The organism is Pantoea sp. RIT413, from assembly GCF_003057675.2.
Lineage (GTDB): Bacteria > Pseudomonadota > Gammaproteobacteria > Enterobacterales > Enterobacteriaceae > Pantoea > Pantoea eucrina.
In genome coordinates this window covers 282,095-309,080 of the sequence record NZ_QBJB02000001.1, presented here as the reverse complement: position 1 = coordinate 309,080, position 26,986 = coordinate 282,095, and the positions used below count along the sequence as shown (strand labels likewise).

At 59.5% G+C, this 26,986-nt stretch carries 25 protein-coding genes; 15 read left to right on the top strand and 10 right to left on the bottom strand.

What is annotated here, in order from left to right; translation table 11 throughout:
* The first annotated feature begins 281 nt into the window (after positions 1-281).
* From DBY66_RS01460 to DBY66_RS01445, 4 genes are read left to right on the top strand one after another with little or no spacing between them, the layout of a single operon-like run.
* Positions 282-1,850, top strand: coding sequence for an FGGY-family carbohydrate kinase (locus DBY66_RS01460; protein WP_108569419.1), 1,569 nt, complete (start codon positions 282-284; stop codon positions 1,848-1,850).
* Positions 1,843-3,381 carry a glycerol-3-phosphate dehydrogenase gene (locus DBY66_RS01455; protein ID WP_108569323.1) on the top strand — a complete coding sequence of 513 codons (1,539 nt, stop codon included), beginning with the start codon at positions 1,843-1,845 and terminating at the stop codon, positions 3,379-3,381. Before DBY66_RS01460 ends, DBY66_RS01455 begins: the two co-directional genes overlap by 8 nt.
* A gap of 1 nt (position 3,382) precedes the next feature.
* Positions 3,383-4,345: a TIM barrel protein gene (locus DBY66_RS01450; protein WP_108569324.1), complete on the top strand. Its 963-nt coding sequence runs from the start codon at positions 3,383-3,385 to the stop codon at positions 4,343-4,345.
* Between the two features lie 49 nt (positions 4,346-4,394).
* Positions 4,395-5,345 (top strand): sugar-binding transcriptional regulator, encoded by a 951-nt coding sequence (locus DBY66_RS01445; protein WP_039385931.1) that lies wholly within the window; start codon positions 4,395-4,397, stop codon positions 5,343-5,345.
* Between the two features lie 39 nt (positions 5,346-5,384).
* Here DBY66_RS01445 and DBY66_RS01440 read toward each other — a convergent pair whose 3' ends face one another.
* The 4 genes from DBY66_RS01440 to ampC all read right to left on the bottom strand — a co-directional run bounded on the left by DBY66_RS01440 (position 5,385) and on the right by ampC (position 9,231).
* Complete coding sequence (locus DBY66_RS01440; protein WP_039384365.1) at positions 5,385-6,125, bottom strand: DNA-binding transcriptional regulator YciT; 741 nt, start codon at positions 6,123-6,125, stop codon at positions 5,385-5,387.
* A gap of 12 nt (positions 6,126-6,137) precedes the next feature.
* Positions 6,138-7,403 carry a YbiU family protein gene (locus DBY66_RS01435; protein ID WP_108569325.1) on the bottom strand — a complete coding sequence of 422 codons (1,266 nt, stop codon included), beginning with the start codon at positions 7,401-7,403 and terminating at the stop codon, positions 6,138-6,140.
* Between the two features lie 259 nt (positions 7,404-7,662).
* Positions 7,663-8,106, bottom strand: coding sequence for a GNAT family N-acetyltransferase (locus DBY66_RS01430; protein ID WP_039384367.1), 444 nt, complete (start codon positions 8,104-8,106; stop codon positions 7,663-7,665).
* A 9-nt stretch (positions 8,107-8,115) separates the two neighbouring features.
* Complete coding sequence (ampC, locus tag DBY66_RS01425) at positions 8,116-9,231, bottom strand: class C beta-lactamase (RefSeq protein ID WP_108569326.1); 1,116 nt, start codon at positions 9,229-9,231, stop codon at positions 8,116-8,118.
* Between the two features lie 181 nt (positions 9,232-9,412).
* Here ampC and DBY66_RS01420 point away from each other — a divergent pair, with 181 nt between their 5' ends.
* The 3 genes from DBY66_RS01420 to DBY66_RS01410 are packed head-to-tail and all read left to right on the top strand — an operon-like array spanning position 9,413 to position 13,529.
* The gene (locus DBY66_RS01420) at positions 9,413-11,164 is read left to right on the top strand and encodes a glycerol-3-phosphate dehydrogenase/oxidase (protein WP_071668826.1); all 1,752 of its coding nucleotides are present in this window, start codon (positions 9,413-9,415) and stop codon (positions 11,162-11,164) included.
* On the top strand, positions 11,148-11,993 hold the full coding sequence (locus DBY66_RS01415) for an aldolase (RefSeq protein WP_108569327.1): 846 nt from the start codon (positions 11,148-11,150) through the stop codon (positions 11,991-11,993). Before DBY66_RS01420 ends, DBY66_RS01415 begins: the two co-directional genes overlap by 17 nt.
* A 51-nt stretch (positions 11,994-12,044) precedes the next feature.
* Positions 12,045-13,529, top strand: a complete 1,485-nt coding sequence (locus tag DBY66_RS01410; protein ID WP_039384372.1) for an FGGY-family carbohydrate kinase — start codon at positions 12,045-12,047, stop codon at positions 13,527-13,529.
* 3 nt (positions 13,530-13,532) lie between these two features.
* On the opposite strand, the gene DBY66_RS01405 is transcribed toward DBY66_RS01410, so the two are convergent.
* The gene (locus DBY66_RS01405) at positions 13,533-13,772 is read right to left on the bottom strand and encodes a hypothetical protein (RefSeq protein WP_039384375.1); all 240 of its coding nucleotides are present in this window, start codon (positions 13,770-13,772) and stop codon (positions 13,533-13,535) included.
* Positions 13,773-14,004: 232 nt separating this feature from the next.
* Here DBY66_RS01405 and hpxO point away from each other — a divergent pair, with 232 nt between their 5' ends.
* Positions 14,005-15,162 (top strand): FAD-dependent urate hydroxylase HpxO, encoded by a 1,158-nt coding sequence (gene hpxO / locus DBY66_RS01400; protein WP_039384376.1) that lies wholly within the window; start codon positions 14,005-14,007, stop codon positions 15,160-15,162.
* An 18-nt stretch (positions 15,163-15,180) separates the two neighbouring features.
* Here hpxO and dcp read toward each other — a convergent pair whose 3' ends face one another.
* Together dcp and guaD are read right to left on the bottom strand one after the other, a co-directional pair.
* On the bottom strand, positions 15,181-17,232 hold the full coding sequence (gene dcp, locus DBY66_RS01395) for a peptidyl-dipeptidase Dcp (protein WP_108569328.1): 2,052 nt from the start codon (positions 17,230-17,232) through the stop codon (positions 15,181-15,183).
* 50 nt (positions 17,233-17,282) lie between these two features.
* Complete coding sequence (gene guaD, locus DBY66_RS01390; protein ID WP_108569329.1) at positions 17,283-18,641, bottom strand: guanine deaminase; 1,359 nt, start codon at positions 18,639-18,641, stop codon at positions 17,283-17,285.
* Between the two features lie 314 nt (positions 18,642-18,955).
* Between guaD and ydfG the strand changes: the two genes are divergently transcribed.
* Entirely contained in the window at positions 18,956-19,705 is a 750-nt protein-coding gene (ydfG, locus tag DBY66_RS01385) for a bifunctional NADP-dependent 3-hydroxy acid dehydrogenase/3-hydroxypropionate dehydrogenase YdfG (protein ID WP_039384381.1), read from the top strand.
* Between the two features lie 41 nt (positions 19,706-19,746).
* Here ydfG and DBY66_RS01380 read toward each other — a convergent pair whose 3' ends face one another.
* On the bottom strand, positions 19,747-20,073 hold the full coding sequence (locus tag DBY66_RS01380; RefSeq protein ID WP_039385939.1) for a YnfA family protein: 327 nt from the start codon (positions 20,071-20,073) through the stop codon (positions 19,747-19,749).
* 130 nt (positions 20,074-20,203) lie between these two features.
* Between DBY66_RS01380 and DBY66_RS01375 the strand changes: the two genes are divergently transcribed.
* Together DBY66_RS01375 and DBY66_RS01370 are read left to right on the top strand one after the other, a co-directional pair.
* Complete coding sequence (locus DBY66_RS01375) at positions 20,204-20,539, top strand: DUF1283 family protein (RefSeq protein WP_039384383.1); 336 nt, start codon at positions 20,204-20,206, stop codon at positions 20,537-20,539.
* A gap of 51 nt (positions 20,540-20,590) precedes the next feature.
* Positions 20,591-20,887, top strand: coding sequence for a DUF1161 domain-containing protein (locus tag DBY66_RS01370; protein WP_039384385.1), 297 nt, complete (start codon positions 20,591-20,593; stop codon positions 20,885-20,887).
* A gap of 41 nt (positions 20,888-20,928) precedes the next feature.
* Here DBY66_RS01370 and DBY66_RS01365 read toward each other — a convergent pair whose 3' ends face one another.
* Complete coding sequence (locus DBY66_RS01365; protein ID WP_104084981.1) at positions 20,929-22,389, bottom strand: MDR family MFS transporter; 1,461 nt, start codon at positions 22,387-22,389, stop codon at positions 20,929-20,931.
* Between the two features lie 358 nt (positions 22,390-22,747).
* Between DBY66_RS01365 and DBY66_RS01360 the strand changes: the two genes are divergently transcribed.
* Genes DBY66_RS01360 through osmV form a run of 4 tightly spaced genes read left to right on the top strand, consistent with a single transcriptional unit; the run spans position 22,748 to position 26,202 of the window.
* Positions 22,748-23,464 (top strand): ABC transporter permease, encoded by a 717-nt coding sequence (locus tag DBY66_RS01360; protein ID WP_108569330.1) that lies wholly within the window; start codon positions 22,748-22,750, stop codon positions 23,462-23,464.
* A gap of 18 nt (positions 23,465-23,482) precedes the next feature.
* Entirely contained in the window at positions 23,483-24,409 is a 927-nt protein-coding gene (locus DBY66_RS01355) for a glycine betaine ABC transporter substrate-binding protein (protein ID WP_108569331.1), read from the top strand.
* 9 nt (positions 24,410-24,418) lie between these two features.
* The gene (gene osmW / locus DBY66_RS01350) at positions 24,419-25,066 is read left to right on the top strand and encodes an osmoprotectant ABC transporter permease OsmW (RefSeq protein ID WP_108569332.1); all 648 of its coding nucleotides are present in this window, start codon (positions 24,419-24,421) and stop codon (positions 25,064-25,066) included.
* Positions 25,066-26,202: an osmoprotectant ABC transporter ATP-binding protein OsmV gene (gene osmV / locus DBY66_RS01345; RefSeq protein WP_108569333.1), complete on the top strand. Its 1,137-nt coding sequence runs from the start codon at positions 25,066-25,068 to the stop codon at positions 26,200-26,202. Before osmW ends, osmV begins: the two co-directional genes overlap by 1 nt.
* A 37-nt stretch (positions 26,203-26,239) precedes the next feature.
* Here osmV and bioD read toward each other — a convergent pair whose 3' ends face one another.
* Positions 26,240-26,962, bottom strand: coding sequence for a dethiobiotin synthase (gene bioD, locus DBY66_RS01340; protein WP_052246494.1), 723 nt, complete (start codon positions 26,960-26,962; stop codon positions 26,240-26,242).
* Positions 26,963-26,986: the final 24 nt, after the last annotated feature.

Sequence of the window (26,986 nt, the reverse complement as noted above, 5' to 3'; positions counted from 1 at the left end):
GCTGTTTGAACCGCAACCGCTGATAAAGGTTTAAATTCCCTTATGTCAGGGATGCTGGCGAGGATAAGTTGTCTGGAGGTGACTCAGTCGGGCGGTGATTTCGTGATCCTGCTCGCTAAGTGGGATGAAATATTTTACCTGTATTGAAATTTAATACGAAAGATATGTTATCTAAGTGAGAAAAGAAGTATCACTAGCAGCAGCATAATAATCACACGCCGTTAACACGGCATACGGCGGGATCGCAGGCAGCCCGCAGCACATACCAGGTGGAGGTGTCGGTGGAGAGTGGCGATATCATTGTGGGCCTGGATTCAGGTACCTCGGTGGTCAAGGCGGTAGCCTTTGATTTGACCGGCAAACAGCTGGCCTGCGCGTCGGTACGTAACCGCTATTATCGCGCAGCAGGTGGCGCAGCGCAGCAGTCGATGTCGCAAACCTGGCAGGATGCGGCCAGCGCCCTGCGTCAGCTCGGCGACCATATCGACAACCTGGCCGCCCGCGTAGTGGCTTTAGCCGTGACGGCTCAGGGGGACGGCAGCTGGCTGGTGGATGCGGAAGATCGGCCAGTGGGTGACGCCTGGATCTGGCTCGATGCCCGGGCGGCCCCCACGGTGGCCACGCTGAATCAGCATCCGCTGGCGCAGGCGCGCTTCAGCGCCACCGGCACCGGACTCAATACCTGCCAGCAGGGGGCGCAGCTGGCACACATGGACAGGCACTTTCCTGAACTGCTGGCAAAGGCTGACGTCGCGCTGCACTGCAAAGACTGGCTCTACCTTAACCTGACCGGCGTACGCGCCACCGACCCGTCTGAGGCGAGTTTTACCTTTGGCAACTTTCGTCACGCCGGCTATGACGACACCGTGATTGACGCGCTGGGGCTGACGCACCGGCGTCATCTGCTGCCGGAGATTGTCGAGGGCACAGAGACCACGCATCCCCTGACCCGCGAGGCGGCAGCGCTGACGGGCCTGCGGGCCGGGACCCCGGTAGTGCTGGGCTATGTGGATATGGCGATGACGGCGCTGGGCGCGGGCGTCCACACCGGCGAGGCCAATACCGCCTGTTCGATTGTGGGTTCAACCGGCGTCCATCTGCGCAGCGTTACTGTTGATGATGTCTGGCTCAATCCGGCGCAGACCGGCTACGTGATCCCGCTGCCGTGGCCCGGTTATGTCACGCAGGTTCAGACCAATATGGCCTCGACGCTGAATCTGGACTGGCTGCTGAATGTCGCCGGAGACCTGCTGCAGAGCTTTGGCTGCGAAACCGATCACGCCCGGCTGGTGGCGCAGATTGATAGCTGGCTGACGCACACCACACCCGGCACGCTGCTGTTTCATCCCTATATTTCACTGGCGGGCGAACGCGGTCCCTTCGTGAATGCCAGCGCGCGTGCCGGTTTTACCGGCCTGCACTATCAGCACACTTTTGGAGACCTGGTGCGCGGCGTGGTAGAGGGAATTGGTATGGCGGCGCGCGACTGCTACCAGGCGATGGGTCAGGATCGGCCCGGCGAGATCCGTCTGACCGGCGGTGCGGTGCGTTCAGCGCCGCTGCGGCAGATCCTCGCGGCGGCTATCGGTGCCCCGGTGCGTATCAGCCAGCGTGAAGAAGCGGGCGCGGCCGGCGCGGCAATGATGGCCGCGGTTGCAGTAGGCGCGTTCTCTTCTATGGCCGCGTGTGCCGAAACCTGGGTCCGCCCGCTGCTTGACACGCCGGAAACGCCGCAGCCCGATCTGATGCAGCGCTATGACGCGCTGTTTCCTCATTATCAGCAGATCCGCAGCGATCTGCCGGCCTGCTGGCAGGCGCTGAATACCTGTAACGGAGTCAATCATGAGTGACACTATGCTGGATCTGTTTGTTATTGGCGGCGGCATTAACGGCGCCGGTATCGCCCGTGATGCCGCCGGTCGCGGCCTGTCGGTGGCGATGTGTGAAAAAGACGATCTGGCGCAGGGCACCTCCTCCCGCTCCGGGAAGCTGGTGCACGGCGGCCTGCGCTACCTGGAGTATTATGAGTTCCGGCTGGTGCGCGAAGCGCTGATTGAGCGGGAAGTGCTGCTGAATGCTGCCCCACATATTATCTGGCCGATGCGCTTTGTGCTGCCGCACAGCCCCTCCGATCGTCCCGCCTGGCTGGTACGGCTCGGCCTCTTCTTCTATGACCATCTGGGCGGCCGTAAGAAACTGCCCGGTACGCGCTCACTCGATCTGACGCGCGATCCCGAAGGCGCCCCGCTGCTCGACAGCTATAAAAAAGGGTTTGAGTACTCCGACTGCTGGGTCGATGACGCGCGGCTGGTGGTGCTGAACGCGCTGGATGCCGCTGAGCGTGGCGCAACCATTCTGCCGCGCACGCGCTGCGTTGCCGCACAGCGCCTGGCCGGCAAATGGCAGATAACCCTTGAAGATGTCAGCAGCGGCGAGCGCCGCACGCTGTTTGCGCGGGCAATCGTCAACGCGGCGGGACCCTGGGTGCTGGACATTGTGAGCGACGTGACGCAGAGCCACAGCCAGCGCCGGGTACGTCTGGTGAAAGGCTCACACCTTATCGTGCCTAAATTCTGGGAGGGTCAGCAGGCGTATCTGGTGCAGAACACCGATAAGCGCGTGATTTTTATCAATCCTTATGAAGGCGATAAAGCGCTGATTGGCACGACGGATATTCCGTGGGAAGGCAAAGCGGAAGCGGTGACCGCCGACGATACAGAACAACAGTATCTGTTAGACGTCGTTAACCGCTACTTTAAAGTTAAGCTGCGCCCGGCTGACGTTATTACCCGCTTCTCCGGCGTGCGTCCGCTGTTTGACGACGGCAAAGGCAACCCCTCCGCGGTGACGCGCGACTACGTGTTTGACCTCGATAACCAGCAGGATGCGCCGCTGCTGCACGTGTTTGGCGGGAAAATCACTACGTTCCGCAAGCTGGCAGAGCACGCCCTGCAGAAGCTAGCCCCCTTCTTTCCGCAGATGGGCGCTGACTGGACGCGTGCGGCCACGCTGCCGGGAGGCGATATGGCTGACGCCGACTTTGAAACCTTTCTGGATCAGTGCAAATCGCGCTGGCCGTGGCTGCCGCAGCCGCTGCGTAAACACTACGCCCGTCTTTATGGAACGCGCATCGCACAGCTGCTGGCAGATGCAACGGCGCTGAGCGATCTGGGACGCCATTTTGGCGGACTGCTGTATGAAGCAGAAGCACGCTATCTGGCTGACCACGAGTGGGCGCAGCAGGCGGAGGATATTCTGTGGCGGCGCACTAAACATCAGCTGCACCTTACCCCGGCGCAGCGCGATGCGTTCATCACCTGGTTTGAAGCGGCTTCCGCGCGCGTGATCCCGCTGCGCGCCCGTGCCGGACAGGAGAACTGATATGGCCCTGACTCTTTCGCTTAATACGAATCCGCTGGTTAACCGCTTTGCCGATCCGCACGACTTAATTATCACGGTGGCGGAACAGATCCGCATTCGCGACCTGCAGCTGACCCATGAATTTATCAATCCGGGCTGGCCTGCCGCGACGATAACCGCAATGACGCGTCGTATGCAGCAGGCGCTGAACGCCACCGGCGTGCGCGTCACCTCCGGTATGACCGGCCCCTACGGGCGACTGAACCACTTTGGTCATCCCGATGCTGCGGTGCGCCGCTACTATATTGACTGGTTCAAAACCTTTGCGGACATCACCGCTGAACTGGGCGGTGTGGCTATCGGCTCGCAATTTGCCATTTTTACGCAGCGCGACTTCCGGGACGCAGAGCGCCGCGAAACGCTTATCGATATCGCCACTGACTGCTGGCAGGAGGTCGCTGAACATGCGCGCGCGGCGGGGCTGAAATATCTTTTCTGGGAGCCGATGAGTGTGGCGCGCGAGTTTGGCGAAACCATTCCCGCCGCGCTGGCACTGCAGCAGCGCCTGAGCCAGCGCGATTTTGCCCTGCCGATGTGGATGATGGCGGATATTGATCACGGTGATGTGACCTCGGCCGATCCGCAGGATTACGATCCTTACGCCTGGGCTGAAGCGGTGCCGCGCTGCTCACCGATCATTCATATCAAGCAGAGCATGATGGATAAAGGCGGGCATCGTCCGTTTACAATGCAGTACAATGACGGCGGCCGTATTCAGCCGCAGCCGCTGCTGGAGGCGCTGGCGCGTGGTGGCGCGCAGGATAATGAAATCTGCCTGGAGCTGAGTTTCAAAGAGCGCGAGCCCACCGACAGTCGCGCCGTGGCGGAGATCGCAGAGAGCGTCGCTTTCTGGGCCAGCCATATTGAAACCGGCGTGGCGGACCTGCATCTGGCGACGCAACGGCCCGCCGGAGCGCACAGCTAAACACGCGGGCCGGAGCCCGCGTCGTCTTCTACTCTGAATGGACAAAGACATGAAATCCGCACCTGCTTCTGCCGATCGTGATGACTCTCTGGCGCTGCGTGCGGCCTGGCTGCACTACGTAGGCGGCCTGACTCAGGCTGAAGTCGCTAAACGACTGGGGCTGCCTTCGGTAAAAACGCACCGCCTGATTGCGCGCATGGTGGCGGAAGGCGCAGTAAAAATCACCATTGATGGCGATATTCTCGACTGCGTGGCGCTGGAGGATAAGCTGCGTCAGCACTTTGGCCTGCGGTTTTGTCAGGTTGCGCCCGATCTGGGTGAGACCGGGCTGCCGGTGCGGGCGCTGGGGATGGCTGGCGCGGACTATCTGCGCCAGCTGCTGCTCGGCGCGCCCGCGATTACGCTCGGGCTGGGGCATGGCCGTACCCTCTCCGCGGCGATCCATCAGCTGGCGCGCCTTGAGGCACCACAGGCGCGTTTTGTGTCGCTGCTGGGCTGCCTGACGCGCAACTATGCGCTCAACCCGCATGATGTTATGCACCGCATCGCCGCCAAAACCGGCGCGCAGTCTTACATGATGCCGGTGCCGTTCTTTGCGAACACTGAAGAAGATCGCGATGTTCTGCTGGCGCAGCGCGGCGTCAGCGAGATTTTTGATATGGCCGCGCGCAGTGAGGTCAAGCTGGTCGGTATCGGGACGGTAGAGCCGGCGGCTCAGCTGGTTGAAGCCGGCATGCTCGAAGAGGCGGAGATCAACGCCCTCTCTGCAGCCGGCGCGGTGGGAGAATTGCTGGGCCACTTTTTTGCCGCCGACGGCACGCTGATCCACAACTCACTGACGGCGCGGACACTTTCCGTGCCGCTCAGCCAGAACCGCAGTGAGATTGTGGCGCTGACGGGTGGCCTGAGTAAAGTGGCGGCTATTCGTGCCGTGCTGAGCAGCGGTCAGCTCTCCGGGCTGATCACTGATGAGGTCACGGCGCAGGCGCTGCTGATATAACGCTGACCGGTCAGTAAAATAGCGCTCTGCACCGCCAGGTTAAATCTGCGTGACCTCCGTTCCCTGCGCCGTCAGCAGCGCCTGAGCGGCCGGATCAAGCTCGCTGTCGGTAATCAGCTGCCTGAACGGCTGATGCGGCGCCAGCGCATAAGGGTGGATCTGACCAAATTTAGAGGAGTCGGTCAGCGCAATAGTGTGCGCAGGCTTTTCCAGCAGCGCATGAACCACATCGCAGCGCAGCATGTTGCGCCCGGTAAAGCCGGTGGCGCGATCCCAGCCATCAATGCCGATAAAGACTTTATGAAAGCTGAGCTGCTGAATACAGAGCCGGGTCAGCGGACCGACCACCGACTCACTGCTTTTCTGAAACAGACCGCCGAGAATAATGACGTCGCCGCCCTTTTCACGCAGCAGGCCGGCAATATAGTGGCTTACCGTGACCAGCGTAACGTCATGCCGCTCGCTCAGCGCCTGTGCCAGCAGCGCATTGGTGCTGCCCCCCTCAATAAATACCGTTTCCCCTGCATTCACCAGAGAGGCGGCATAATCGGCCAGCCGTTTTTTTACGGCAAGGCGGGTTTGCATCCGGGCGCTGACGTCGTCACCGCCCGCAGCAACGGCGGAGCCATGCACCCGACGCAACAGCCCCTCTTTTTCCAGCTGGTTAAGATCCTGGCGCATCGTGACTTCAGAGACGCCGGTGGTCAGCGCCAGCTCGCTGACGCTGACGCTGCCGCGCGCGCTGAGCAGCTCGATAATTGACTGATGACGTGCGTTCATAGTGTCCTGCAGTTAGTCAGTAAGGCCCAGCGCCTGACGGCCGCGGGCGTTCAGATGCTGGGGCGTAAAGCGATCCTGCCAGTTAACCTCATAATCTTCACGCGGGAAATCACCGGGTGAAACACCCTCTGTCAGCGCCTGCGCCACCTGATGCGCGTAAGCGCGATTTTTGTCGCACATCGGCGCGGCCGGAATATACATCACATTACCCCAGCCCTGCTGATCTTCTACCGGCGCGACAGAATGTATCACATCGCAATGCCACCATACGGAATCGCCCGCTTCCAGCGCCGGAATGGAGCAGAGTCCGGCAATCAGTTCAGGATGCCAGCGCTCCGATACCGGCAGGACTTTACCCGGCTCAACCCCGCATAGCTCCTCTTCCGGTACATCGCTGAGCAGAGGACGCAGCAGCAGTAACGCCATTGCCTGCGGCACCGGCACAACGTGCAGCAAACCCTGACCAGGCTGCATATCAGAGAGCGCCGTCCAGCCCTGAAACGTACGGAATACCGAACATTTTGTGGTAGTACCGGACTGGTAGTCATTTACCTCTGTGCGGTATGCCGCATCCCACGGGTCATACTGTGCAAAGCGGTTATTAAAGATATGTCTGAATACCTGCTGATAAGCCGGCAGCAGCCAGCGCTCCAGCGCACCGGAATCGGTATGCGCACCGAGCCCTTTAGAGGTTGTGCCGGGCAGCCGCCGGCGGATGCGGTCGGGATAGATAATGCTGACATCAGGGTCAAACCAGCGTTTACCCTGAGAATCAAACCGCCACAGGTGATTGAGGAATCGCTGGGTGGCAGCCATCGACTCACTCTGCCGCGCGGCCATTTGCGCCTGACTCCAGTAAATCGGATAGATTTCCGGCCGCGCCGCCGCAAGATTGCCAAAGAAATCATCTCCCGGTCCCCGGTAGCCGGTCATAAAATCGTTATCGTCCAGATAACGCATCATCGATGCATCCCATCCCAGCGCGCATTCGCGGCTGAAATTACCTTTTACCACAACACAGCCGCGCCGCCGGATATGTGCTTTCTGCGCCTCACTGATTTCACCTGCGGCTATCGCCTGCCAGCTCAGCTGGGGCCAGGCGGAACCAGACTGCGCCTCTTCATTTCTGGCCGCGGCAAGCTCCGTCACCACGCTCTCCCGCACCTGCTTATACAGCGCCTCCACATCTCCGATCTGCTGGCGCAGCTGCTGCTTCATCTGACGAATGCTTTTTCTGAAATCGTCGGGCTGCTGCTCTGAAGAGAATAAAGTGGTCACAGAAATCACCTCTCGCTCTGGTTTCAAATGAAAGTTAATAAATTTTCATTCATAACACGCAGCTGGCGTATGGCAAGCCGGTTGTGGCGGAAAGCCGGACGCGGTCACAGTTGGCAGGAGGTTTCATTTGAAAGTGTGAGGTAACAAAAAGCTTAGTTCCTGCGGGCTGCCCTGCCCGCGGCTTATTTTTTCTGTCAGGCTTTTTTCGCAGAGGTGGCTAACTATGTTAATACAAAAATAATAATGTTTGTTGTAACTACTAAGGTGCTACCAGATAGCGATACTGAATAAATTCCGTTTTCGTTGCCAGCCGGTCGTACAGCGCCCGTGCGGCGACGTTTCCCTCCTGCGTGTTCCAGTAGACCCGTGAACAGCCGCGCGCTCTGGCCTGCTCATAGACGGCCAGTATCAGCGCCTCACCCGCACCGTTACCGCGCGCCGCTTCTGCGACAAACAGGTCCTGCAGATAACAGTAGTCACCGCGCGTCCAGGTGGAGCGATGCGTCAGAAAATGCACCAGCCCCACCATGCTGCCACCCTGCTCCAGCACCAGACAATACATCGGTTCCGCACGGGAGAGCATGCGCCGGAACGTTTCGCCGGTCGTCGCCTCATCAATCTCTGTCTGATAAAACTGCTGGTAGCCCTGCCATAACCGCAGCCAGGCCACATAATCCTCAGCCCGCAATGCCCGTATATTCATCGTCTCTCCTCACTTTGCCAGCGCACGGATAATCTCATCTGCAGCAATAACGCGATCGTCATTGGGTATCCATTTATTGGCCAGCATAATCAGCCCCACCCTTTGGGAAGGGATAAACACCGCATAGGCTGAAAAGCCATTGGTTGAGCCGGTTTTGTTATACCAGGCGCGTAGCGGCACCGGCGCAGAAGGAGAAACCGGCGTGGCCCGCATACCGTTAAGTATGATTTTGCTGCTGTTCCCCGCCACCAGCTGCTGCTGAGTAACAGGCAGCGGGTAGTACTCCCACATCATCGCCTGCGTAAATGCCGCCGTGCGAAAATAGCCCTGATGGGTGGCAGCCACCGCCTGCCGCCAGGCAGGTACCACGTTAACCTCTCCCATCTGAATGCCGATCCAGCGAATCAGATCTTCTGACGTTGATTTCAGCCCATACGCTTCTGCATCCAGCGGCCCGGGCGTCACGCGTACCGGCCGGTTCTGTTTATCGTAGCCCTGCGCGTAATCCGGCATGGCGCGCGGCGGCACCTGAAGAAAAGTACGATGCATTCCCATCGCCGGCAGCAGCATCGACTCCATTGCGCGCATAAATGACATATTCAGGCTCTTCGCCGCTATCATGCCGAGCATACCAATACCGAGGTTTGAATAGACGCGCTCTGTTCCCGGCTCTGCCTCAGGCTGCCACGCCTTATACCACTGCATCAGCTGCGCGCTATCCGTGACCTCCTCCGGCACAAACAGCGGCATGCCGCTGGTATGCGTCGCCAGGTTCAGCAGCGTAACGCGATCGAGCGCGCTGCCCTGCAGAGCAGGCAGCCACTGGCTGGCGCTGTCGCGAAGCTGCATTTTATGCTGCTGTACGGCGTAGCTGGCGAGCGTGGCGGTAAAGGTTTTGCTCAGCGAGCCGATCTCAAACAGCGTGCGGGAGGTGACCGGCTCTCCGCGATCGGTTGAAGTGACACCGTAACTATAAAAGGTCGTCTGGCCCTTGTTCAGCACGGCAACCGCCATGCCGGGGATCGCAAAGCGCGCCATCAGCGGCTCAATAATGTTATCCGGTGCCCGGGCAGCAGCGGAAGTGGCGATAAACAGCAAAAATGTAGCCATAACGCGGCGTCGCATGAATAATCCTTATTCCTCAGAACCAAAAGCGGTGCGCATAGTATATCCGCCCCCGGCCCACCCCACATGCCCATTCGTGGTGTAAGTGAACAGAGTCACATCCTGAGTAAGCGGGTTTGCCGTTTTGGCTGCGCACTCCTATACCTTTGACGGATAAGCCTTCACCGTCAGGGAGCGTGCTATGGCTACTGTGTTAACCCGTAATGAGCGTCTCGACAGGCTGCGCCAGCGTCAGATTACACCGGTCCTGATTGCCGGAGGCGGCATAAACGGCATCAGTACCTTTCGCGAACTGGCCCTTCAGGGCATCCCGGCTATTCTGGTGGAGCGCGATGACTGGTGTCAGGCGGCAAGTGGTGCCCTGTCGCGCATGATCCATGGCGGCCTGCGCTATCTTGAAACCGGTGAGTTTGGTCTGGTTAAAGAGTCTGTGATCGAGCGCGACCGGCTGCTGAAAAACGCGTCGCACTATGTTTTCCCGCTGCGGACGACGGTGCCGGTGGAAACCTTCGGCGGCGGCATGGTCAACGCCACGCGACGGTTTCTGCGCCTCAGTGACAAACCTGCCCGGCGCGGTGCGCTGCTGATCAAAACCGGCCTCAGCCTGTATGACCTCTATACGCGCCAGTATGGCTCCATGCCTAAACATCAGGTACGAAGCGAGGCGGCAACCCGCGATCGCTGGCCGGGCTTTGCGCCGTGGGTGAAATATAGCGCCAGCTACTATGATGCGTGGATCAGCGCCCCGGAACGGCTGGGGCTTGAGCTGGTGGAGGATGCAGAGCGCGCCTGCAGCGACGCGCTGGCGCTGAATTATATGCAGTTAATCAGCAGCGACGGTGAGAGCGTCACGCTGAAAGATACTCTGAGCGGAGAGCAGTTTCGCCTGCAGCCACACGTGCTGGTCAATGCCGGCGGCGCATGGATTGATCAGCTTAACCAGCAGATCGCGCCCAAAAGCGCCCGGCAGAAACTGATTGGCGGCACCAAAGGGTCACATCTGATCCTCGATCATCCGGAGCTGCTGCGCATGCTTGATGGTGAAATGGTCTACTTCGAGAATCAGGAGGGGCGCGTCTGCATCCTCTATCCGTGGGGAGGTAAAGTCCTGGCCGGCTCAACGGATATCCGCGTTGACGATCCCGATAACGTGGTCTGCGAGGCAGCCGAGAAAGCGTATATTCTTGAGTCGCTGCGCTTTGTCTTTCCTGAGGTGGTGGTGCCGGAGTCCGCCGTGGTCTACACCTTTTGCGGCGTACGTCCGCTGCCTGCCAGTGATGCAAAGCTGAGCGGTCAGATATCACGTAACCACTCGCTGGTGATGCTGCCGCCCGATCCCACCCGCGCCTGGAGCACGCTCTGTCTGGTAGGTGGTAAGTGGACCACTTTTCGCCGCTTCGGTGAAGAGGCGGCCGATCGCGTTCTGCGGCTGCTGGGCGAAAAGCGCCATGTTTCCACCACTGATTTAGCGATTGGCGGCGGGCGCGACTTCCCTGCTCCGGCGGCCCAGCCCGCCTGGATCGCCCAGCTGGCGCAGCAGCATGCGCTGCCGCTGCCGCGCGTCACGCAGCTGGTAAAACGTTACGGCAGCCGCGCCTTACCGCTGCTGTCGCTGCTGCGCGATGACGACCGTCCGCTGCATCATCACGCCGATTACAGCGCCACGGAACTGCGCTATCTGACAGAGCATGAGCAGGTGTGCCAGCTGGAAGATCTGCTGGTGCGCCGCACGTCGCTGGCGATCGGCGGCGAGCTGACCCCGCCGCTCATTCAGGAGATCTCGCTGCTGATGGCGCAGACGCTGGGCTGGAGCGAGCGTCAGCGGGTACAGCAGCTGCAGCGCTGCTGCGCGTCGCTGGCGCGTTTTCACGGTCTGCATGGCCTCTACCCTACGGTGATGCAGCAGGAGGCACAGCATGTCAGCGAGCAATAAGGCACGCATGAAGCGGTTATTCCGTCACGGCCGCTGTCTGGACGTAGCGGTCGATCACGGTATTGCCAATGAACCCGATTTTCTGCAGGGGCTTGAGAATATTGGCGCGGTGATGCAGAACCTGATTGCCGCGCAGCCCGATGCGATTCAGCTCAATTACGGACAGGCAGATCTGCTGCAGTGCGCGGAAGGAGTGAAACCCGCTCTGGTGCTGCGCACCGACGTCGGCAACGCCTATAACGCCGTGCGCCATCGCGAGATGTGGGCAGTGCTGCATAATCCCGATGAGCCGGTTCTGGCGGCGCTGCAGCTGGATGCGGCCGCCGTGGTGGTGAATCTTTATCTTATCCCCGATGAACCCGCGATTTTTCGCATGTGCATCGAAAATATTGGCCGGCTGCGCCATGCGTGCGACCGCTACGGCATGCCGCTGATGATTGAGCCGCTGGTGATGGCACCCGCCGGTCAGGGGGCCGCCTACGGTTCACTGGGCGATGCAGAGCAGATTGTTCCGCTGGTGCGGCTGGCGCGCGAACTGGGCGCCGATATTATCAAAGCGGATCCAACCGATAACCCGGCTGATTTTCACCGCGTGGTAGAGGCGGCGCGCTGTCCGACGCTGGTGCGCGGTGGGGGTAAAGGCGAGATCGGTGCGGTACTGCACAAAAGCGCGCTGCTGATGGCGCAGGGTGCCAGCGGCATGGTGTATGGGCGCAATGTTTATCAGCACGCCTCTCCTGCCCGGGTCGTCGCCGCCCTGATGGCCATTATTCATCAGGGTGCCAGCGGCGAGGATGCGCTGGCCCTTTATCAGCAGGCTGACGCCTGACCTGGCGCACGTTCTGTGCGCGCTCTCCTCTGCGGTTTTACGGAGCCGGATATGAAAATCCTGGGTATTGATGCCGGTAATACGATGATCAAGGCGGTGCTGTTTGATCTCAGCGGGACGATACTGGCCGTGGCTGAGCATAGCGGCGAAACGCTGCAGCCGCAGGAGGGCTACGCCGAGCGTTCGATAGCCGCCATCCGGCACGGTACTGAACAGGCGATCCGTCACTGCCTGCTGCAGGCGGGCACGGACGCACAGGATATCATTGCAGTGGGCGCCGCCGGACACGGCAATGGCCTCTATACGCTGGACCGGGCGCTGCAGCCGCAGCTTGGCATTCAGTCGATCGATCGGCGGGCGGACGATATTGTCGCTGCGCTGGAGCAGGCTGAAAAACAGCACGCCATTTATACCCTCTCCCGCCAGACGCCGTGGGCAGCCTCCACGCCGGTGCTGCTGAGCTGGGTTAAACAGCACCAGCCTCAGATATGGCAGCAGATCGGTGCGGTACTGAGCGCTAAAGATGTTATCGTCCATTTTCTCAGCGACGCGCTCAGCAGCGACTATTCAGATGCGGCGGGTGCCGGGCTGATTGACTATCGCGTTCGCGATTACAGCAGTGAACTGCTGGCACTCTATGACATTGAGGAGGCAGCAGCCTGGCTGCCGCCGCTGCGTGAATCGAGCGCTGTCAGCGGTTATGTTACCGCGCTGGCGGCGGCACGCACCGGTTTGCCGGCGGGTATACCGGTGGTGGCGGGTCTGTTTGATGTGGTGGCCAGCGCAGCGGGATCGGGGGTCGTCAGCTGCGGTGACGCCTCAATCGTAGCGGGTACGTGGAGTATCAATCAGGTTGTGGTGGATAAACCTGACTATCTTCGCCCGGTTTCCATGAGTTCAATGATAGAGCGGGATCGCTTTATGGCGATTGAGGCCAGCGCAACCTCGGCGGCCAACCTCAACTGGTTTCTGCGGGAATTTGACGACCGGCGCGGAGGAAAAGGCGCGGTGCAGAGCAGCGAGTGCGTGGCGCAGATCCGTCAGGATCCGCATCTGCCGTTTTATCACCCTTACCTCTACTCCGGCCGCAAACCGGAACCGGCCCGCGCCGGCTTTTACGGGCTGGGCGGCTGGCATACCCGTGCAGATATGCTGTTTGCCCTGTTTGAGGGCGTGACCTTTGCTCACCGGGCGCATATTGACCGGCTGCACGCTGCCGGCCTCCCATTTACCCGTGCCACGCTCTCAGGCGGCGCCGCGCGCAGCGTCATCTGGCCGCAGATGTTTGCCGATGTTTTGAATATTCCGGTGCGGGTGGCAGAGTGTACGGAAACCGGCGCGCTGGGCGCCGCGCTCTGTGCAGGCGTTGGCGTGGGCGTGTGGCGGGATCTGACGGATGCGGTGCAGCATGCGGTGCGTCTGCAGCCGGAAGAGCGGCAGCCGCGGCCGGAGTGGGTCAGCTTCCACGACGCGCGCTATCACCAGTTTAAAAAACTGGAGCTGGCGATGCGCGACATCTGGCGCGAGACCCGCTGATACTCAGCGACACTGGCTGGTGCAGTTCTGTACACAGATTTGCGCCAGCGAGCCACATCCGCCGCCGCTATCATTTTTGCACTGTGACTGCTGTACGTAGCAGTTTTGCTGACAGGCCGACAGATCGCATTTTGACGCGATCGGGGTAAACATAGCAGACGGCGATTTGGGCGACGGCTGCCAGCTGCTCTGCGCCATCGCGTTTACGCTGCACGCCATCATTAACGCAATTATCCACTTCATGATTAATCCTCCGCTCTGAAGCTTTAAGTATGCGCAAAATCTGGTCAGAATGCCGCATGAAACAAAAGATTCATGCGCATAGAGTTGCACTATAAAAGTGCGAGCGCACTGCAACAATCGTTTCATCATTATGTCTCTTTTATAAAAAACCATAGTTATCAACACGCTGTCTGTTGGCGCGCATCTGGTACAGAAGTTGCAGTATTTCCCTGACTGAGCACAGGAGAGCATGATGAAAGTGATTGTTATTGGCGCCGGTATCGGCGGAATGAGTGCTGCTATCGCCCTGGAACGGGCGGGCTTTGAGACGGAAGTCTATGAGGCCGTTGCGGAGATGAAACCGGTTGGCGCAGCCATTTCCGTCTGGCCTAACGGCGTGAAATGCCTGAATGCCCTCGGTCTGAAACAGCCGCTGCGCGCGCTGAGCGGCAATATGGCCTGGATGGCTTATCACGATGCGCGAAGCGGTGCCCCCCTGACCCGCTTCAGCCTGGATCCGCTGGTGCAGCGCACCGGTGAATATCCTGCGCCGGTATCACGCGCCGGGCTGCAGGCGATGCTGCTTGATACTTATGGCCGGACGCGCGTTCGCTTTGGCAGGCGCGTCACGCATGCTGAACAAACCTCGCAGGGCGTTACCGCTTTCTTTGCCGACGGCAGCGAAGCCACAGGCGACCTGCTGATCGCTGCGGACGGCACGCACTCTGTACTGCGCGAGGCGGTTCTGGGCGAGCGCGTGGCGCGTCGCTATGCAGGCTATGTAAACTGGAACGGGCTGATTAGCGTGGATGAAGCGATTGCACCCGCCGATCAGTGGACCACTTTTGTCGGCGACGGCAAGCGCGTGTCGCTGATGCCGGTTGCCGGCAACCGCTTCTACTTCTTCTTTGATGTGCCGCTACCTGCCGGCCTCGCTCAGGATCGCACCACGCTGCGCGCCGATCTCAGCGGCTATTTCGCCGGCTGGGCCGAACCGGTGCAGCGGCTGATAGCGCAGCTCGATCCGCTCACCACTAACCGGGTCGAAATACACGATACCGAACCCCTTACCCGCTTTGTGCGCGGACGCGTGGCGCTGCTGGGCGATGCAGCCCATAGCACCACCCCCGATATTGGTCAGGGCGGCTGCGCGGCAATGGAAGATGCCGTGGTGCTGGCACAAACGCTGGCGACACATTCGCTGGGGGTGGAAGATGCGCTGCTGCGCTATCAGGCGCGCCGGCTGGACCGCACCCGCGACCTGGTGCTGAAGGCACGCAAGCGCTGCGACGTGACGCACGGTAAAGAGCCCGCGCTGACGGCAGCCTGGTATGAAGAGCTAAAAACCGAAAGCGGCGAGCGGGTGCTGGCTGGCATGTGCGACACAATCTGCGGTGGCCCGATGGGATAGCGCGCCACCGCTTCTGCCCTACTCTGCGCTTAATCCGCGATGGCGCAGCATCGGCTCTGGCGCTGGCGCTTTACCGCGCCAGCTCAGCCAGACGTGCTGCAGATCGCTGCTGTTTCCGCGTGACAAGACCAGATCCCGGAAGCGCTGCCCGTTTTCCCGCGTCAGGCCACCCTGTTCAGTGAACGCCTGATAACCATCGTCAGCCAGCATCTGCGTCCAGATATAGGCGTAATAGCCTGCCGCATATCCTCCTCCCCAGATGTGACGAAAATAGCTGGAGCGATAGCGCGGCGGCACTGCTGACAGCGCAATGTTTTCTGCCTGCAGCGCCTGCCGTTCAAAATGTTCCACATCCTGTGGCTTATCGTGCGCGGAGAGGGAGTGCCATTGCAGATCCAGCAGCGCCGCGGCCAGCAGTTCGGTCATGTCATAACCTTTATTAAAGGTAGCGGCCTGTACCATTTTTTCGCGCAGCGCAGCGGGCATCGGCTCCCCGGTTTCCCAGTGGCGCGCATAGCTGGCGAACACCGCCTCATGACTGGCCCAGTGTTCGTTAATCTGCGACGGAAACTCCACAAAATCGCGCGGCGTGGCCGTACCGGAGAGGCTGGCGTAGCGCTGGCTGGCAAACAGGCCGTGCAGCGCATGACCAAATTCGTGGAACAGCGTGATAACATCATCCCAGCTCAGCAGCGCCGGCTGGCCAGGCTGCGGTTTGGTATAGTTGCAGACGTTGTAGATCACCGGTTTCTGATCCAGCAGCGCAGACTGGTCAACAAAGTTGCCCATCCATGCCCCGCCGCTTTTATTATCACGAGCGAAAAAGTCGGTATAAAACAGCGCCAGCGGCGTCTCATCGGCGTCGAAAATCTCATAGACGCACACATCCGGATGATAGACCGGCAGATCGTGGCGCTGGCTGAACCGAATACCGTAAAGCTGCGTGGCGGCCCAGAACGCGCCGCGCTCCAGCACGCTATCCAGCGCGAACCAGGGGCGAATAGCGTCTTCATCAAAGTCATATTTCGCCTGGCGCACCTGCTCTGCGTAAAAATTCCAGTCCCAGGCGCGCAGGTCAAATCTCTGCTGCTGCTCAGCCATCAGCTGTTCTATTTCTGCGGCCTCGCGCCCGGCGCGCTCGCAGGCTGCCGGCACAATATTGCGCATAAAGTCCAGCGCGGCATCCGGCGTTTTCGCCATCTGATCCTGCAGGTTCCACGCCGCATAGCTGCTATAGCCCAGCAGCGCGGCCTGCTCCGCCCGCAGCTGCGCCATACGCGAAACCAGCGGCCGCGTATCGTTAACATCGTTACGCTCACAGCGCTTCAGCGCCTGCTCAAACAGCGCTTCCCGCGTGGCGCGGATGGTTAACCGGCTCAGCGCTGGCTGCTGCGTGGTGTTTTGCAGCGGGATCAGCCACTGATTATCCAGACCACGTGCGGCCGCAGCGGCACGCGCCTGCTCCAGCGCTGCATCGTCGAGTCCCGCCAGCGCCTCCGGGCTGCTGACGGTGTAAGCGGCTGACTGCGTCGCCGCCAGCAGACGGTTACCAAAGCGGGTGCTGAGGCCTGCCAGCTCCTGATTGATGTCGCGCAGCCGCTGTTTTTCATCATCACTCAGGCTGGCTCCGGCCAGCTGAAACGCCTGCCGGGTAACCTCCGTCAGCCGCACCGCCTCTGCGTCCGGGCAGGCGGTACTGCGCTGCTGCCAGACTGCCTCCAGCCGGGCGAAGAGCGCGCTATTGAGGTAGATCTCATCGTGCAGCGCCGCCAGGGCGGGCGTAATGATCTCTTCCACCTCCTGCAGGCGTGGCGACGTATTCGCTGCCGTCATGGCTGAAAAGACCTGCCACACCCGGCTCAGTAAGAGGCCGCTGCGCTCCAGCGCTTCAAACGTATTAGCAAAGTCCGGTGGCGCAGGGTTTGCGATAATCGCGGCGACTTCGCGGCGCTTCTCTTCGATGCCCGCTTCCAGCGCCGGCAGAAAATCGTCTTCGCTTATCTGATCGAACGGCGGCGCCTGATACGGCAGCGTGCTGGCGCTAAAAAAGGGATTGGCGGATCGGTTCATTATCGCTCCTGATAATCAGCAACGCCGCAATAGCCTGCGGCAGAGAGCCTTTATCCTGGCACGCCGGTGTGCGGGCAACAACCCGGCGTGCTGCCCGCCCTCTCTTTTTGCCACACCGGCTGGCCATTTACCCAGGTCTGCGCAATGTTGCGATCGTCACCCAGCGTCATCAGAACAAACAGCTGCTCGAAGATATCTTTACTGTTGCCATGACGCAGCTGCTGCAGCGGCGATACGGCCGGATCCAGCACCACAAAATCCGCCTCTTTGCCGGGCGCAAAGTTGCCAATTTTATCGTCGAGATCCAGCGCCTGCGCCCCGCCCAGCGTGGCGCGATAAAGCGCTTCGCAGGCGGTCAGCTTATAGTGCTGCAGCTGCCCGACTTTATACGCCTCGCCCAGCGTCTGCAGCAGGTTGAAGGTGGTACCAGCGCCAACGTCGGTGCCGATCCCCATGCGCACGTTCTCCTGCCAGCAGCGTTTGAGATCAAACAGCCCGCTGCCAAGAAACAGATTTGAAGTAGGGCAAAATGCGATGGCTGAACCGGTGTCGTGCAGGCACTGCCACTCATGGTCCTGCAGATGCAGGCAGTGGGCAAATACGCTGCGTGCGCCAGTGAGCTGATAGTGGTGATAGACATCGAGATAGCCGTTGCGCTCGGGAAAAAGCTCTCTGACCCACGCCACCTCCTGCGGATTTTCACTCAGGTGCGTATGCAGCCAGGTATCGGGAAACTCTCTCCGCAGCTGACCTACCCGTTCCAGCAGCTGTGGCGAAGAGGTCGGCGCAAAGCGTGGGGTCAGCGCATAGCCAAGACGGCCGCGCCGGTGCCAGCGCTCAATCAGCGCCCGCGTCTGCTGATAGCTCGTTTCGGGGGTTTCAGTCAGGTAGTCCGGCGCGTTGCGGTCCATCATCACTTTACCGGCAATGAGCCGCATGCTGAGCCGCTCCGCCGCGCTGAAGAGCGCGTCAACCGACTGCGGATGCACCGTGCCAAACACCAGTGCGGTAGTGGTACCGTTAGCCAGCAGCTGCTGCAGGAAAAAATCGGACATCTTTGCCGCATGGGTTGCACAGTGATACTGCTGCTCAACCGGAAAGGTATAGTTATTCAGCCAGGTCAGCAGCTGTTCGCCAAACGCGCCCATCATTTCCGTCTGCGGATAGTGAATATGGGTATCGATAAACCCCGGCACAATCAGCTTGCCGCGCAGGTCCGTGACCCGCCGGCTATCCACCCGTGGCGCCGCGCTGCTCCAGCTTTCCAGGCTGACAATTTTTCCTGCACGCAGCGTGAGCAGACCATCAGCGAGATAGCGTGCGGCGTCACTCAGCGCCTCTGGCTGATCTACCGTGCGGGTAAAATCAAAAAAACTGGCGCGCAGCAGCGTCTCGTTGTCAGCATTCATAACTCATCCTCTCAGTAAGATAAAATGAGTGTGCAAAAGCCGTGCCAGTTCAGGGTTATTTACCTGCTAAATCATAAGGTTAGGCTAAAAGAGAGGCAACCGGATGCGCAAACGATTACGCGCACCTGCGCCGGCGTTAAGATGCGCTGGCGACCGCTGGCTCTGCTCCGTGATGCGTCAGCGCGATGCACGCCTGCACCCTGTTAACGCATTCCGGCGACAGAGAGTTTGCCGGCCGCTTTTTTTCAGCAGGCGAAGAATGATGGTGATATGGTTAAACGCGGACTACCTGAAAACAGTTAAGGAACAGTGAGATGATTATTTTTGTTACCGGTGCTACTGCGGGGTTTGGTGAAAGTATTACCCGTCGCTTCATTGCCACAGGCCATAAAGTGATCGCCAGCGGGCGGCGCGCCGAACGGCTGCAGGCGCTGAAGGATGAGCTGGGTGAAAACCTCTATACCGTTCAGCTCGATGTGCGTAATCGTGCCGTTATCGAGGAGGTCATCGCTGCGCTGCCGGCAGAGTGGCGCAACATTGATGTACTGGTCAACAACGCCGGCCTGGCGCTGGGCACTGAGCCAGCCCATAAAGCCAGCGTCGATGACTGGGAGAATATGATCGACACCAATACCAAAGGCCTGGTTTTCATGACCCGGGCGCTGCTGCCTGCCATGGTAGAGCGCAACGTCGGGCATATCGTCAATATCGGTTCCATTGCCGGCAGCTGGCCCTATGCGGGCGGCAACGTCTATGGCGCAACCAAAGCGTTTGTGCGCCAGTTCAGCCTGAATCTGCGTACCGATCTCCACGGCACCGCGCTGCGCGTGACCGATATCGAGCCGGGTCTGGTAGGCGGAACGGAATTTTCCAACGTGCGCTTTAAAGGCGATGACGATCGCGCCGGCGCGGTGTATGAAGGTACAACGGCGCTGACGGCAGAGGATGTCACCGAGGCCGTTTACTGGGTAACCACGCTGCCAGCGCACGTCAATATCAACACGCTGGAGATTATGCCGGTCAGCCAGACCACCGCCGGGCTGAAAGTGCATAAAGACGCGTAACCGTGTGTGACAACGTCACCTGATAGCACCGGGTGACGCTGTTACGCTTTTCCCCAGCCGGTGACAATAATCAGCATCCCGCACAGCGCTATCAGCGCGCCCGCCCAGTCCCATGCGCTCAGCCGTACCCCATCCACCACGCGCAGCCAGATCAGCGCCGTAAACACATAGACACCGCCATACGCCGCGTAAACCCGCCCGCTCGCCGCCGGATGCAGCGTGAGCAGCCAGACAAATAGCGCCAGACTCGCCGCAGCCGGCAACAGCAGCCAGGCGCTCATCCCTTTACGCAGCCAGAGCCAGGGCAAGAAACAGCCCGCAATCTCTGCGACAGCCGTAATGAAAAATAATAGTGCGGTCTTGATCAGCATAACTCTGCTCTCTGTTCCCTCAACGCGCTGCACACCGCTGGTGAGCAGCAAAAGCAGGATGATATACTAGCCGCTGTTACGGCAACAGCCTCGCACGGCTGACCGGGTCTGACTAAAGGACAACATCATGAAAAACTATGCTTCCGTTCTGTTTACGGCGCTGCTGACGGCCAGCGTGCTGCTGAGCGCTCCCTTTGCCGCTGCCCGTACCGATCGCCTGATCGTGGAAGATGGCAATAGCGCGGCCAGCAATGAAGCCGCCCGCCAGAGTAAAGAGCAGTGGAACGATACGCGTAATCTGCGCAGCAAGATTAATACCCGGACAGAGAAAGAGTTCGACAAAGCGGACCGCGCGTTTGATACCCGCGACGCCTGCGACAAGAGCTATAACGTCAACGCTTACTGGGAAGAGAATACCCTGCGCTGCCTCGATCGCCGCACCGGTCGTCCGGTCGCGCCGTAACGCGGCGCTGCTGCTATAGTGTTCAGAGAGACAGTCAACAAGGAGTTTGCGATGAAAAAGGGTTCTCTGGTACTGCTGCTGGGTGTGATGACGCTGCCGCTGATGGCTCAGGCCTCCTGCGACAGCGTTCGCGCCGATATCAGTAAAAAAATTGTCAGTAATGGCGTGGCGGAGTCAGATTTTACGCTGGATATCGTGCCAAACGATCAGGCCGACCAGGCGGGCGGTCAGGTGGTCGGCCACTGTGAAAATGATACGCAAAAAATTGTTTATAAAAAGAATATGCGGGATGCAGAGGGTAGCGCACCCGACAGCGCCGGCAGCTCTCAGGATATGTCAGCGCAGTAACCTGCAACCGGGGCAGCCGCCGCTGCCCCGCTTCTTCTCTTCTATTCCATCTCCGGTCGCTGACGCGGCATCAGCCAGGCGATCCACACCGTCAGCAGCGCGATCAGCAAGGCCACGATAAATACCCAGTGCAGCGATGCGGCAATCTGGGTCGTCCAGAGCTGCAGTTCTGCAACCGGCAGCGCCTCCCGGCTTTCCGGCGACATGATTTTTTGCATCGGATCCTCCGCCTGCGGCAGCCGCTGCGCCAGATTGATGTTTAAAACCGCCCCCATCAGTGCGGTTCCCAGCGCTGAACCCAGCATCCGGCTGAACATAATAGAGGCGGTACAGATACCGCGGATCTCATACTGCGCATGGTTCTGCACGGAAACCAGAAACGTGGTGCTGGTCATGCCCATGCCGGTGCCGATAACAAAGGCCGTAAAGCCCGCCTGCAGCACGGAGCTTTCCGCGTGGAGCAGCAGCAGCAGCGCGCTGCCGGCGATCAGTAACAGTGCGCCAAGCTGAGCGGTGAAGCGATAAGAGGTCACGAGCATCAGGCGACCGCTGAGCGTACTGGCAATCGGCCAGCCAATTGACATCATCGCCAGCGCGCTGCCCGCCTGCAGCGGCGTACCGCCGGTGATCCCCTGGATCCAGGTGGGCAGAAACGCGCTGATGCCCATCATGGTGGCGCCGATAATCAGATTACCGGCGTTGCCTGCCACAATCAGACGGCTGCGCCACAGCGCAAGCGGGAAAAGCGGTGCCGCCGTCTGCTGTTCGTGCCGTTTGAGACGCCAGCCTGCCACGCCTGCCAGCAGCAGAAACGGCAGCAGCCAGTAGCCGAGCGCTTCCGCCTGCAGCAGCGCCACCAGCAGCGCAGTGACGCTGATCATCAGCCAGCAGCTGCCGGTAATATTCAGCGCACCTGCGGCGGAGACCGGGCGGGCGGGCAGGAAACGCGCCAGCAGCAGCATAGAGATCAGCCCTATCGGCACGTTGACCCAAAAGATCACCGCCCAGCTAAAGTGCTGCACCAGCCACGCACCGCTAAGCGGTCCGATAATTGCCGCCACGCCCCAGACGCTGGAGAGCCAGCCCTGAACGGTGGCGCGTTCACGCGGGGAGTAGATATCCGCCACAATGGTAGTGGTCAGCGGCATAATGGCACCCGCTCCCAGCCCCTGAAAGGCGCGAAACAGAATGAGCCATGTCATGGTATGAGCAAAGCCGCACAGCACTGAGCCAAACAAAAACAGCGATACCCCGACAAAAAAGAGCCGCTTACGTCCCCATATATCGGCTAAACGGCCATAAAGCGGCACGCTCACCGCCTGCGTCAGAAGATAAATAGAAAATACCCAGCCAAACTGCGCGAAGCCGCCCAGATCGGCAATGATCGTAGGCATCGCCGTCGCCACAATCGTCACCTCAATCGCGGCCATAAACATAGCCAGCATACAGGCAAACAAAATCCATGGACGATGGCTGCGCAAAACTTCAGCGTGCTCTGACATAACGCTCCTTATCCCGTTTTACTCTCTCTTATCCCGCCACACAGCCCGTGCTTATGTGACAGGGTAACCTTTTTCGATGAATTTTTTTTATTGTCATACCATCCCGTACCCGGTGCGGGCTGCAGGCGGTTTTGACCCCTCACTGTCAGCTGTTTTTTGCGTTAAATGCTGGCGTTGCCGATCAGAGATTGCTATAGACTTTTAGCCGTCAGGTTAATTATCTGTAAATTTATGCCGAATTAACGCAGGCAACCCGCACCTTAACCATAAAATTTTGCTATCGAACGCGGCCTCTTATCCTGCCGCTCAGCAGAGCAATCATAGCTGATAGTTCTGTTTATTCAGGGAGAAAACGGTTATGCCTCACGCATCGCTGATCCGGCGCACCGGATTGGCTCTTCTCACTCTTACGCTACTCGTTTCGCTTCTGATCTGGGGCATTGGTCCGGATACGCTGCGCGCCCGCCAGACCGATCTGATCTATCTTGGCCAGCAGCATCTCTGGCTGGTTTTCTGGTCCATGCTCTGCGCCCTGCTGGTGGGGATCCCTGCCGGGATTGTGCTGAGCCGTCCTTTTGCGCGACGTCAGGCTGAATATGTTATGCAGATCTTCAACGTCGGCAATACCCTCCCGCCTCTGGCCGTGCTGGCGCTGGCTATGGTCGTGGTGGGCATCGGTGAGCGACCGGCGCTGATTGCGCTGTTTCTTGCCTCGCTGCTGCCCATTGTGCGCAATACCTATGCCGGCCTGTGCGCGGTTCCACCGGCGCTGACCGAGGCGGCTAAAGGCATTGGCATGACCCGCCTGCAGCGGCTGCGCCAGGTTGAGCTGCCGGACGCGCTGCCGGTGATATTAGCTGGCGTGCGCATCGCCACCGCGATTAACGTCGGCACCGCGCCGCTGGCCTTTTTGATAGGCGCCAGCAGCTACGGCGAGCTGATTTTCCCCGGGATCTATCTGAACGATTTCCCGACGCTGATTCTGGGTGCGGCCGCTACCGCGCTGATTGCCCTGATCCTGGATATGCTGCTGGCCGCGCTGGGCCGCATTCTTTCGCCACACGCTGCAACTTAACTCATGGAGCACGTTTTGATGACCCCCACCAGGCTGTTTTTCAACCGGCTGCGCGGCGCTGTGCTGGCCCTGAGCGCTGCGCTACTGCTTAATCAGTCAGCGCTGGCGGCTGCGCCTATTACGCTCTCAACCAAAAGCTTTACTGAACAGCATATTTTGTCTGCCCTGTCCGTTTTGTGGCTGCAGAAAAACGGGTTTACGATCGTCCCTAAGACCAATATTGCGACCACCATCAGCCGTAATGCCATGATCAACAAACAGATCGATATGACATGGGAATATACCGGCACCTCGCTCATTATTTTTAACCACATCAGTAAGCCCATGTCTTCTGAACAGGCGTGGGAAACAGTAAAAAAGCTGGATGCGAAACTGGGCCTGGTCTGGCTTGAACCGGCACCGATGAACAACACTTACGCTTTCGCCATGCAGCGACGTCGCGCAGAGCAGGAGGGTATCACCACCCTGTCGCAGCTGGTCAGCAAAATGGAGCAGGTGCGCGCCAGCGATCCGGAGCATAACTGGCGGCTGGGACTCGACCTGGAGTTTGCTGGTCGCTCCGATGGCCTGAAGCCGCTGCAAAAAGTTTATCAACTGCCGCTCGATCGCCCGCAAATCCGTCAGATGTATCCCGGCCTGGTCTATAACGCGGTCCGTGACGAGTTTGTGGACGCCGGCCTGATCTATACCACCGATGGTCGCGTCAAAGGCTTTGACCTGCTGGTATTAAAAGATGATAAGCATTTCTTTCCCAGTTACAACGTCACGCCAGTGGTGCGTAAAGAGGTGCTCGCTGCACATCCTGGCCTGGAGAAAGCGCTGAATCAGCTGTCAGCATTGATTACTGATGACGCTATTTCAGAAATGAACAAGCGGGTGGATATCGATCATCAGTCACCCGCTCAGGTTGCACGCGATTTCCTCCAGACCCGTAACATGCTGTAAGGAGACACCATGGATACCCTCTATTACATCACTGATAACTGGCAGATGCTGCTCGGCCTGACCTGGCAGCACACCTGGCTGGTGCTGGTGGCGGTTGGTTTTGCCATCCTGGCTGGCGTACCGCTGGGCATTTTAATTGTACGCTTTAAGTGGCTGGCGACACCGGTGCTGGGCATCGCCACTATTGTACTGACCATTCCGACTATTGCGCTGTTCGGGCTGATGATCCCGTTGTTTTCGCAGATCGGCCAGGGCATCGGCGCCCTGCCCGCCATCACGGCAGTGTTTCTCTATTCGCTGCTGCCTATTGTGCGTAACACCCATACGGCGCTGGAAAACCTGCCCTCCGGACTGCGCGAAGCGGGACGCGGCATTGGTATGACGTTCTGGCAGCGGCTGCGCTGGGTAGAGATCCCGATGGCGCTGCCGGTGATTTTCGGCGGCATCCGCACGGCGGTGGTGATGAACGTCGGCGTTATGGCGATCGCCGCCGTTATCGGTGCAGGCGGTCTCGGACTGCAGCTGCTGGATGGCATCGGCGGTAGCGATGTACGCATGCTTATTGCCGGCGCGCTGATGATATGTCTGCTGGCTATCTTTCTTGACTGGCTGCTGCACCGGCTGCAGCTGGCACTGACCCCGAGGGGAATTCGCTAATGATTAAACTGGAAAACCTGACGAAAACCTTTACCCAGAAGAGCGGCGCGGCCTTCAATGCGGTTGATAACGTCAGCCTGGAGGTACCGGCAGGCGAAATGTGCGTGCTGCTCGGCCCTTCCGGCTGCGGCAAAACCACCACGCTGAAGATGATTAACCGGCTGATACCGGCCAGCGGCGGCCGGATTTATATCAACGGAGAGGATACCAGCGGCCAGGATACGGTAACGCTGCGCCGCAATATCGGCTATGTGATCCAGCAGATTGGCCTGTTTCCGAACATGACGATTGAGGAGAATATTACGGTGGTGCCGCGTATGCTGGGCTGGGATAAAAAGCGCTGCCGCGAACGGGCTACGGAGCTGATGAGCATGGTGGCGCTGGACCCGACTAAATTTTTGCATCGCTATCCGCGTGAAATGTCCGGTGGTCAGCAGCAGCGTATTGGCGTTATCCGCGCCCTGGCCGCCGATCCACCGGTATTGCTGATGGATGAGCCGTTTGGCGCCGTCGATCCGATAAACCGCGAAGTAATCCAGAACGAGTTTCTGGAGATGCAGCGACAGCTGAAAAAAACGGTCATGCTGGTCAGCCACGATATTGATGAAGCGCTGAAGCTCGGCGATCGCATTGCGGTGTTTGGTCAGGGAAAAATTGTGCAGTGCGCCAGCCCGGATGAGCTGCTGGCAAAACCTGCTAATGACTTTGTCGGATCCTTCGTTGGTCAGGATCGCACCCTTAAGCGCCTGCTGCTGGTACAGGCGGGCGACGTCACTGACCAGCAGCCCACCATTACCGTACGCCGCAGCACGCCGCTTACAGAGGCCTTTGCCACCATGGATGACAACGATATGCGTTCCGTTACGGTTGTCGATGAGGATGGCAGGCCGCTCGGATTTGTGAAGCGGCGCGAAGCGCGCGGCGCTGCCGGCCAGTGCGGAGAGCTGCTGCACCACTTTCGCGTCACCGGTAAAGCTGAAGAGAACCTGCGCGTGGTGCTGTCAAAGCTGTATGAGCAAAATACCGTCTGGATGCCGATTGTCGATGAAGATGGTCGCTACAGCGGCGAAATTTCGCAGGATTACATAGCGGATTATCTCAGTTCTGGCCGGACCCGCCGCCGTCTGAACCCCTGAACGCTGCGTGCGCCGGAAGCGGCGCACGCGTGGCTCGTTAATCGTGTTCTGACACGCTGACGGCTGCGGGTTGTGCCCTGGTAAAGGAAAACGCCGGCCCGGTTAACGCCTCCGGATCGATATAGCGCGTGAGATCGCGCTGCTCAGCGCGCGGCAGATAAGGCAGCTCTCCCAGCAGCGGCGCGGCAAGCCGGTCGCGCAGCACGCTGACAATCTCCGCATAGTGAGCCAAACCCGGATTGATGCGGTTTGCGACCCAGCCTGCCAGCGTCAGGCCATCGTGCGCAATCGCCTCCGCTGTCAGCAGCGCATGATTAATACACCCCGTTTTTATCCCCACGACCAGCACGACCGGCAGCTGCTGCTGCTGTACCCAGCCGGCGAGCGGCTGCCGATCGTTTATCAGGCTGCGCCAGCCGCCTGTGCCCTCCACGATCACATATCCCGCCTGCGTCTGCAGATCGGCCAGATGACGATCCAGCAGCGCGTAATCGATATGCTGCCGTGCCCCCGTTCCGGACGCATCATCGGTCAGAATAACCGGATTAACCGCCGGATAGCTGAGCGTCAGCCCTGACGCCTGCTGCAGCAGTTCTGCATCGCGGTTGCGTAATCCTTCCGGCGTGGCGCGCGCCTCTTTTGCCACAGGTTTAAAACCTGCGGCGCAGATGTTTGCCTGTGCCAGCAATTGCAGCAGCGCGCATGCAACCACTGTTTTTCCTGCTCCGGTATCGGTACCTGTGACAAATAGCGTTTTCACCTGTTCCACTCCTTCCAGTAAGCA

What these genes read in the sequence shown, in the direction of transcription:
- DBY66_RS01355 (WP_108569331.1), top strand. Translation starts at nt 23,483, where the DNA reads ATGACCCCCACCAGGCTGTTTTTCAACCGGCTGCGCGGCGCTGTGCTG.
- DBY66_RS01430 (WP_039384367.1), bottom strand. Translation starts at nt 8,106, where the DNA reads ATGAATATACGGGCATTGCGGGCTGAGGATTATGTGGCCTGGCTGCGG.
- guaD (WP_108569329.1), bottom strand. Translation starts at nt 18,641, where the DNA reads ATGAATGCTGACAACGAGACGCTGCTGCGCGCCAGTTTTTTTGATTTT.
- dcp (WP_108569328.1), bottom strand. Translation starts at nt 17,232, where the DNA reads ATGAACCGATCCGCCAATCCCTTTTTTAGCGCCAGCACGCTGCCGTAT.
- DBY66_RS01410 (WP_039384372.1), top strand. Translation starts at nt 12,045, where the DNA reads ATGAAAATCCTGGGTATTGATGCCGGTAATACGATGATCAAGGCGGTG.
- DBY66_RS01360 (WP_108569330.1), top strand. Translation starts at nt 22,748, where the DNA reads ATGCCTCACGCATCGCTGATCCGGCGCACCGGATTGGCTCTTCTCACT.
- DBY66_RS01445 (WP_039385931.1), top strand. Translation starts at nt 4,395, where the DNA reads ATGAAATCCGCACCTGCTTCTGCCGATCGTGATGACTCTCTGGCGCTG.
- DBY66_RS01420 (WP_071668826.1), top strand. Translation starts at nt 9,413, where the DNA reads ATGGCTACTGTGTTAACCCGTAATGAGCGTCTCGACAGGCTGCGCCAG.
- DBY66_RS01455 (WP_108569323.1), top strand. Translation starts at nt 1,843, where the DNA reads ATGAGTGACACTATGCTGGATCTGTTTGTTATTGGCGGCGGCATTAAC.
- DBY66_RS01415 (WP_108569327.1), top strand. Translation starts at nt 11,148, where the DNA reads ATGTCAGCGAGCAATAAGGCACGCATGAAGCGGTTATTCCGTCACGGC.
- DBY66_RS01375 (WP_039384383.1), top strand. Translation starts at nt 20,204, where the DNA reads ATGAAAAACTATGCTTCCGTTCTGTTTACGGCGCTGCTGACGGCCAGC.
- osmW (WP_108569332.1), top strand. Translation starts at nt 24,419, where the DNA reads ATGGATACCCTCTATTACATCACTGATAACTGGCAGATGCTGCTCGGC.
- ampC (WP_108569326.1), bottom strand. Translation starts at nt 9,231, where the DNA reads ATGCGACGCCGCGTTATGGCTACATTTTTGCTGTTTATCGCCACTTCC.
- DBY66_RS01370 (WP_039384385.1), top strand. Translation starts at nt 20,591, where the DNA reads ATGAAAAAGGGTTCTCTGGTACTGCTGCTGGGTGTGATGACGCTGCCG.
- ydfG (WP_039384381.1), top strand. Translation starts at nt 18,956, where the DNA reads ATGATTATTTTTGTTACCGGTGCTACTGCGGGGTTTGGTGAAAGTATT.
- hpxO (WP_039384376.1), top strand. Translation starts at nt 14,005, where the DNA reads ATGAAAGTGATTGTTATTGGCGCCGGTATCGGCGGAATGAGTGCTGCT.
- osmV (WP_108569333.1), top strand. Translation starts at nt 25,066, where the DNA reads ATGATTAAACTGGAAAACCTGACGAAAACCTTTACCCAGAAGAGCGGC.
- DBY66_RS01365 (WP_104084981.1), bottom strand. Translation starts at nt 22,389, where the DNA reads ATGTCAGAGCACGCTGAAGTTTTGCGCAGCCATCGTCCATGGATTTTG.
- DBY66_RS01440 (WP_039384365.1), bottom strand. Translation starts at nt 6,125, where the DNA reads ATGAACGCACGTCATCAGTCAATTATCGAGCTGCTCAGCGCGCGCGGC.
- DBY66_RS01405 (WP_039384375.1), bottom strand. Translation starts at nt 13,772, where the DNA reads ATGAAGTGGATAATTGCGTTAATGATGGCGTGCAGCGTAAACGCGATG.
- DBY66_RS01450 (WP_108569324.1), top strand. Translation starts at nt 3,383, where the DNA reads ATGGCCCTGACTCTTTCGCTTAATACGAATCCGCTGGTTAACCGCTTT.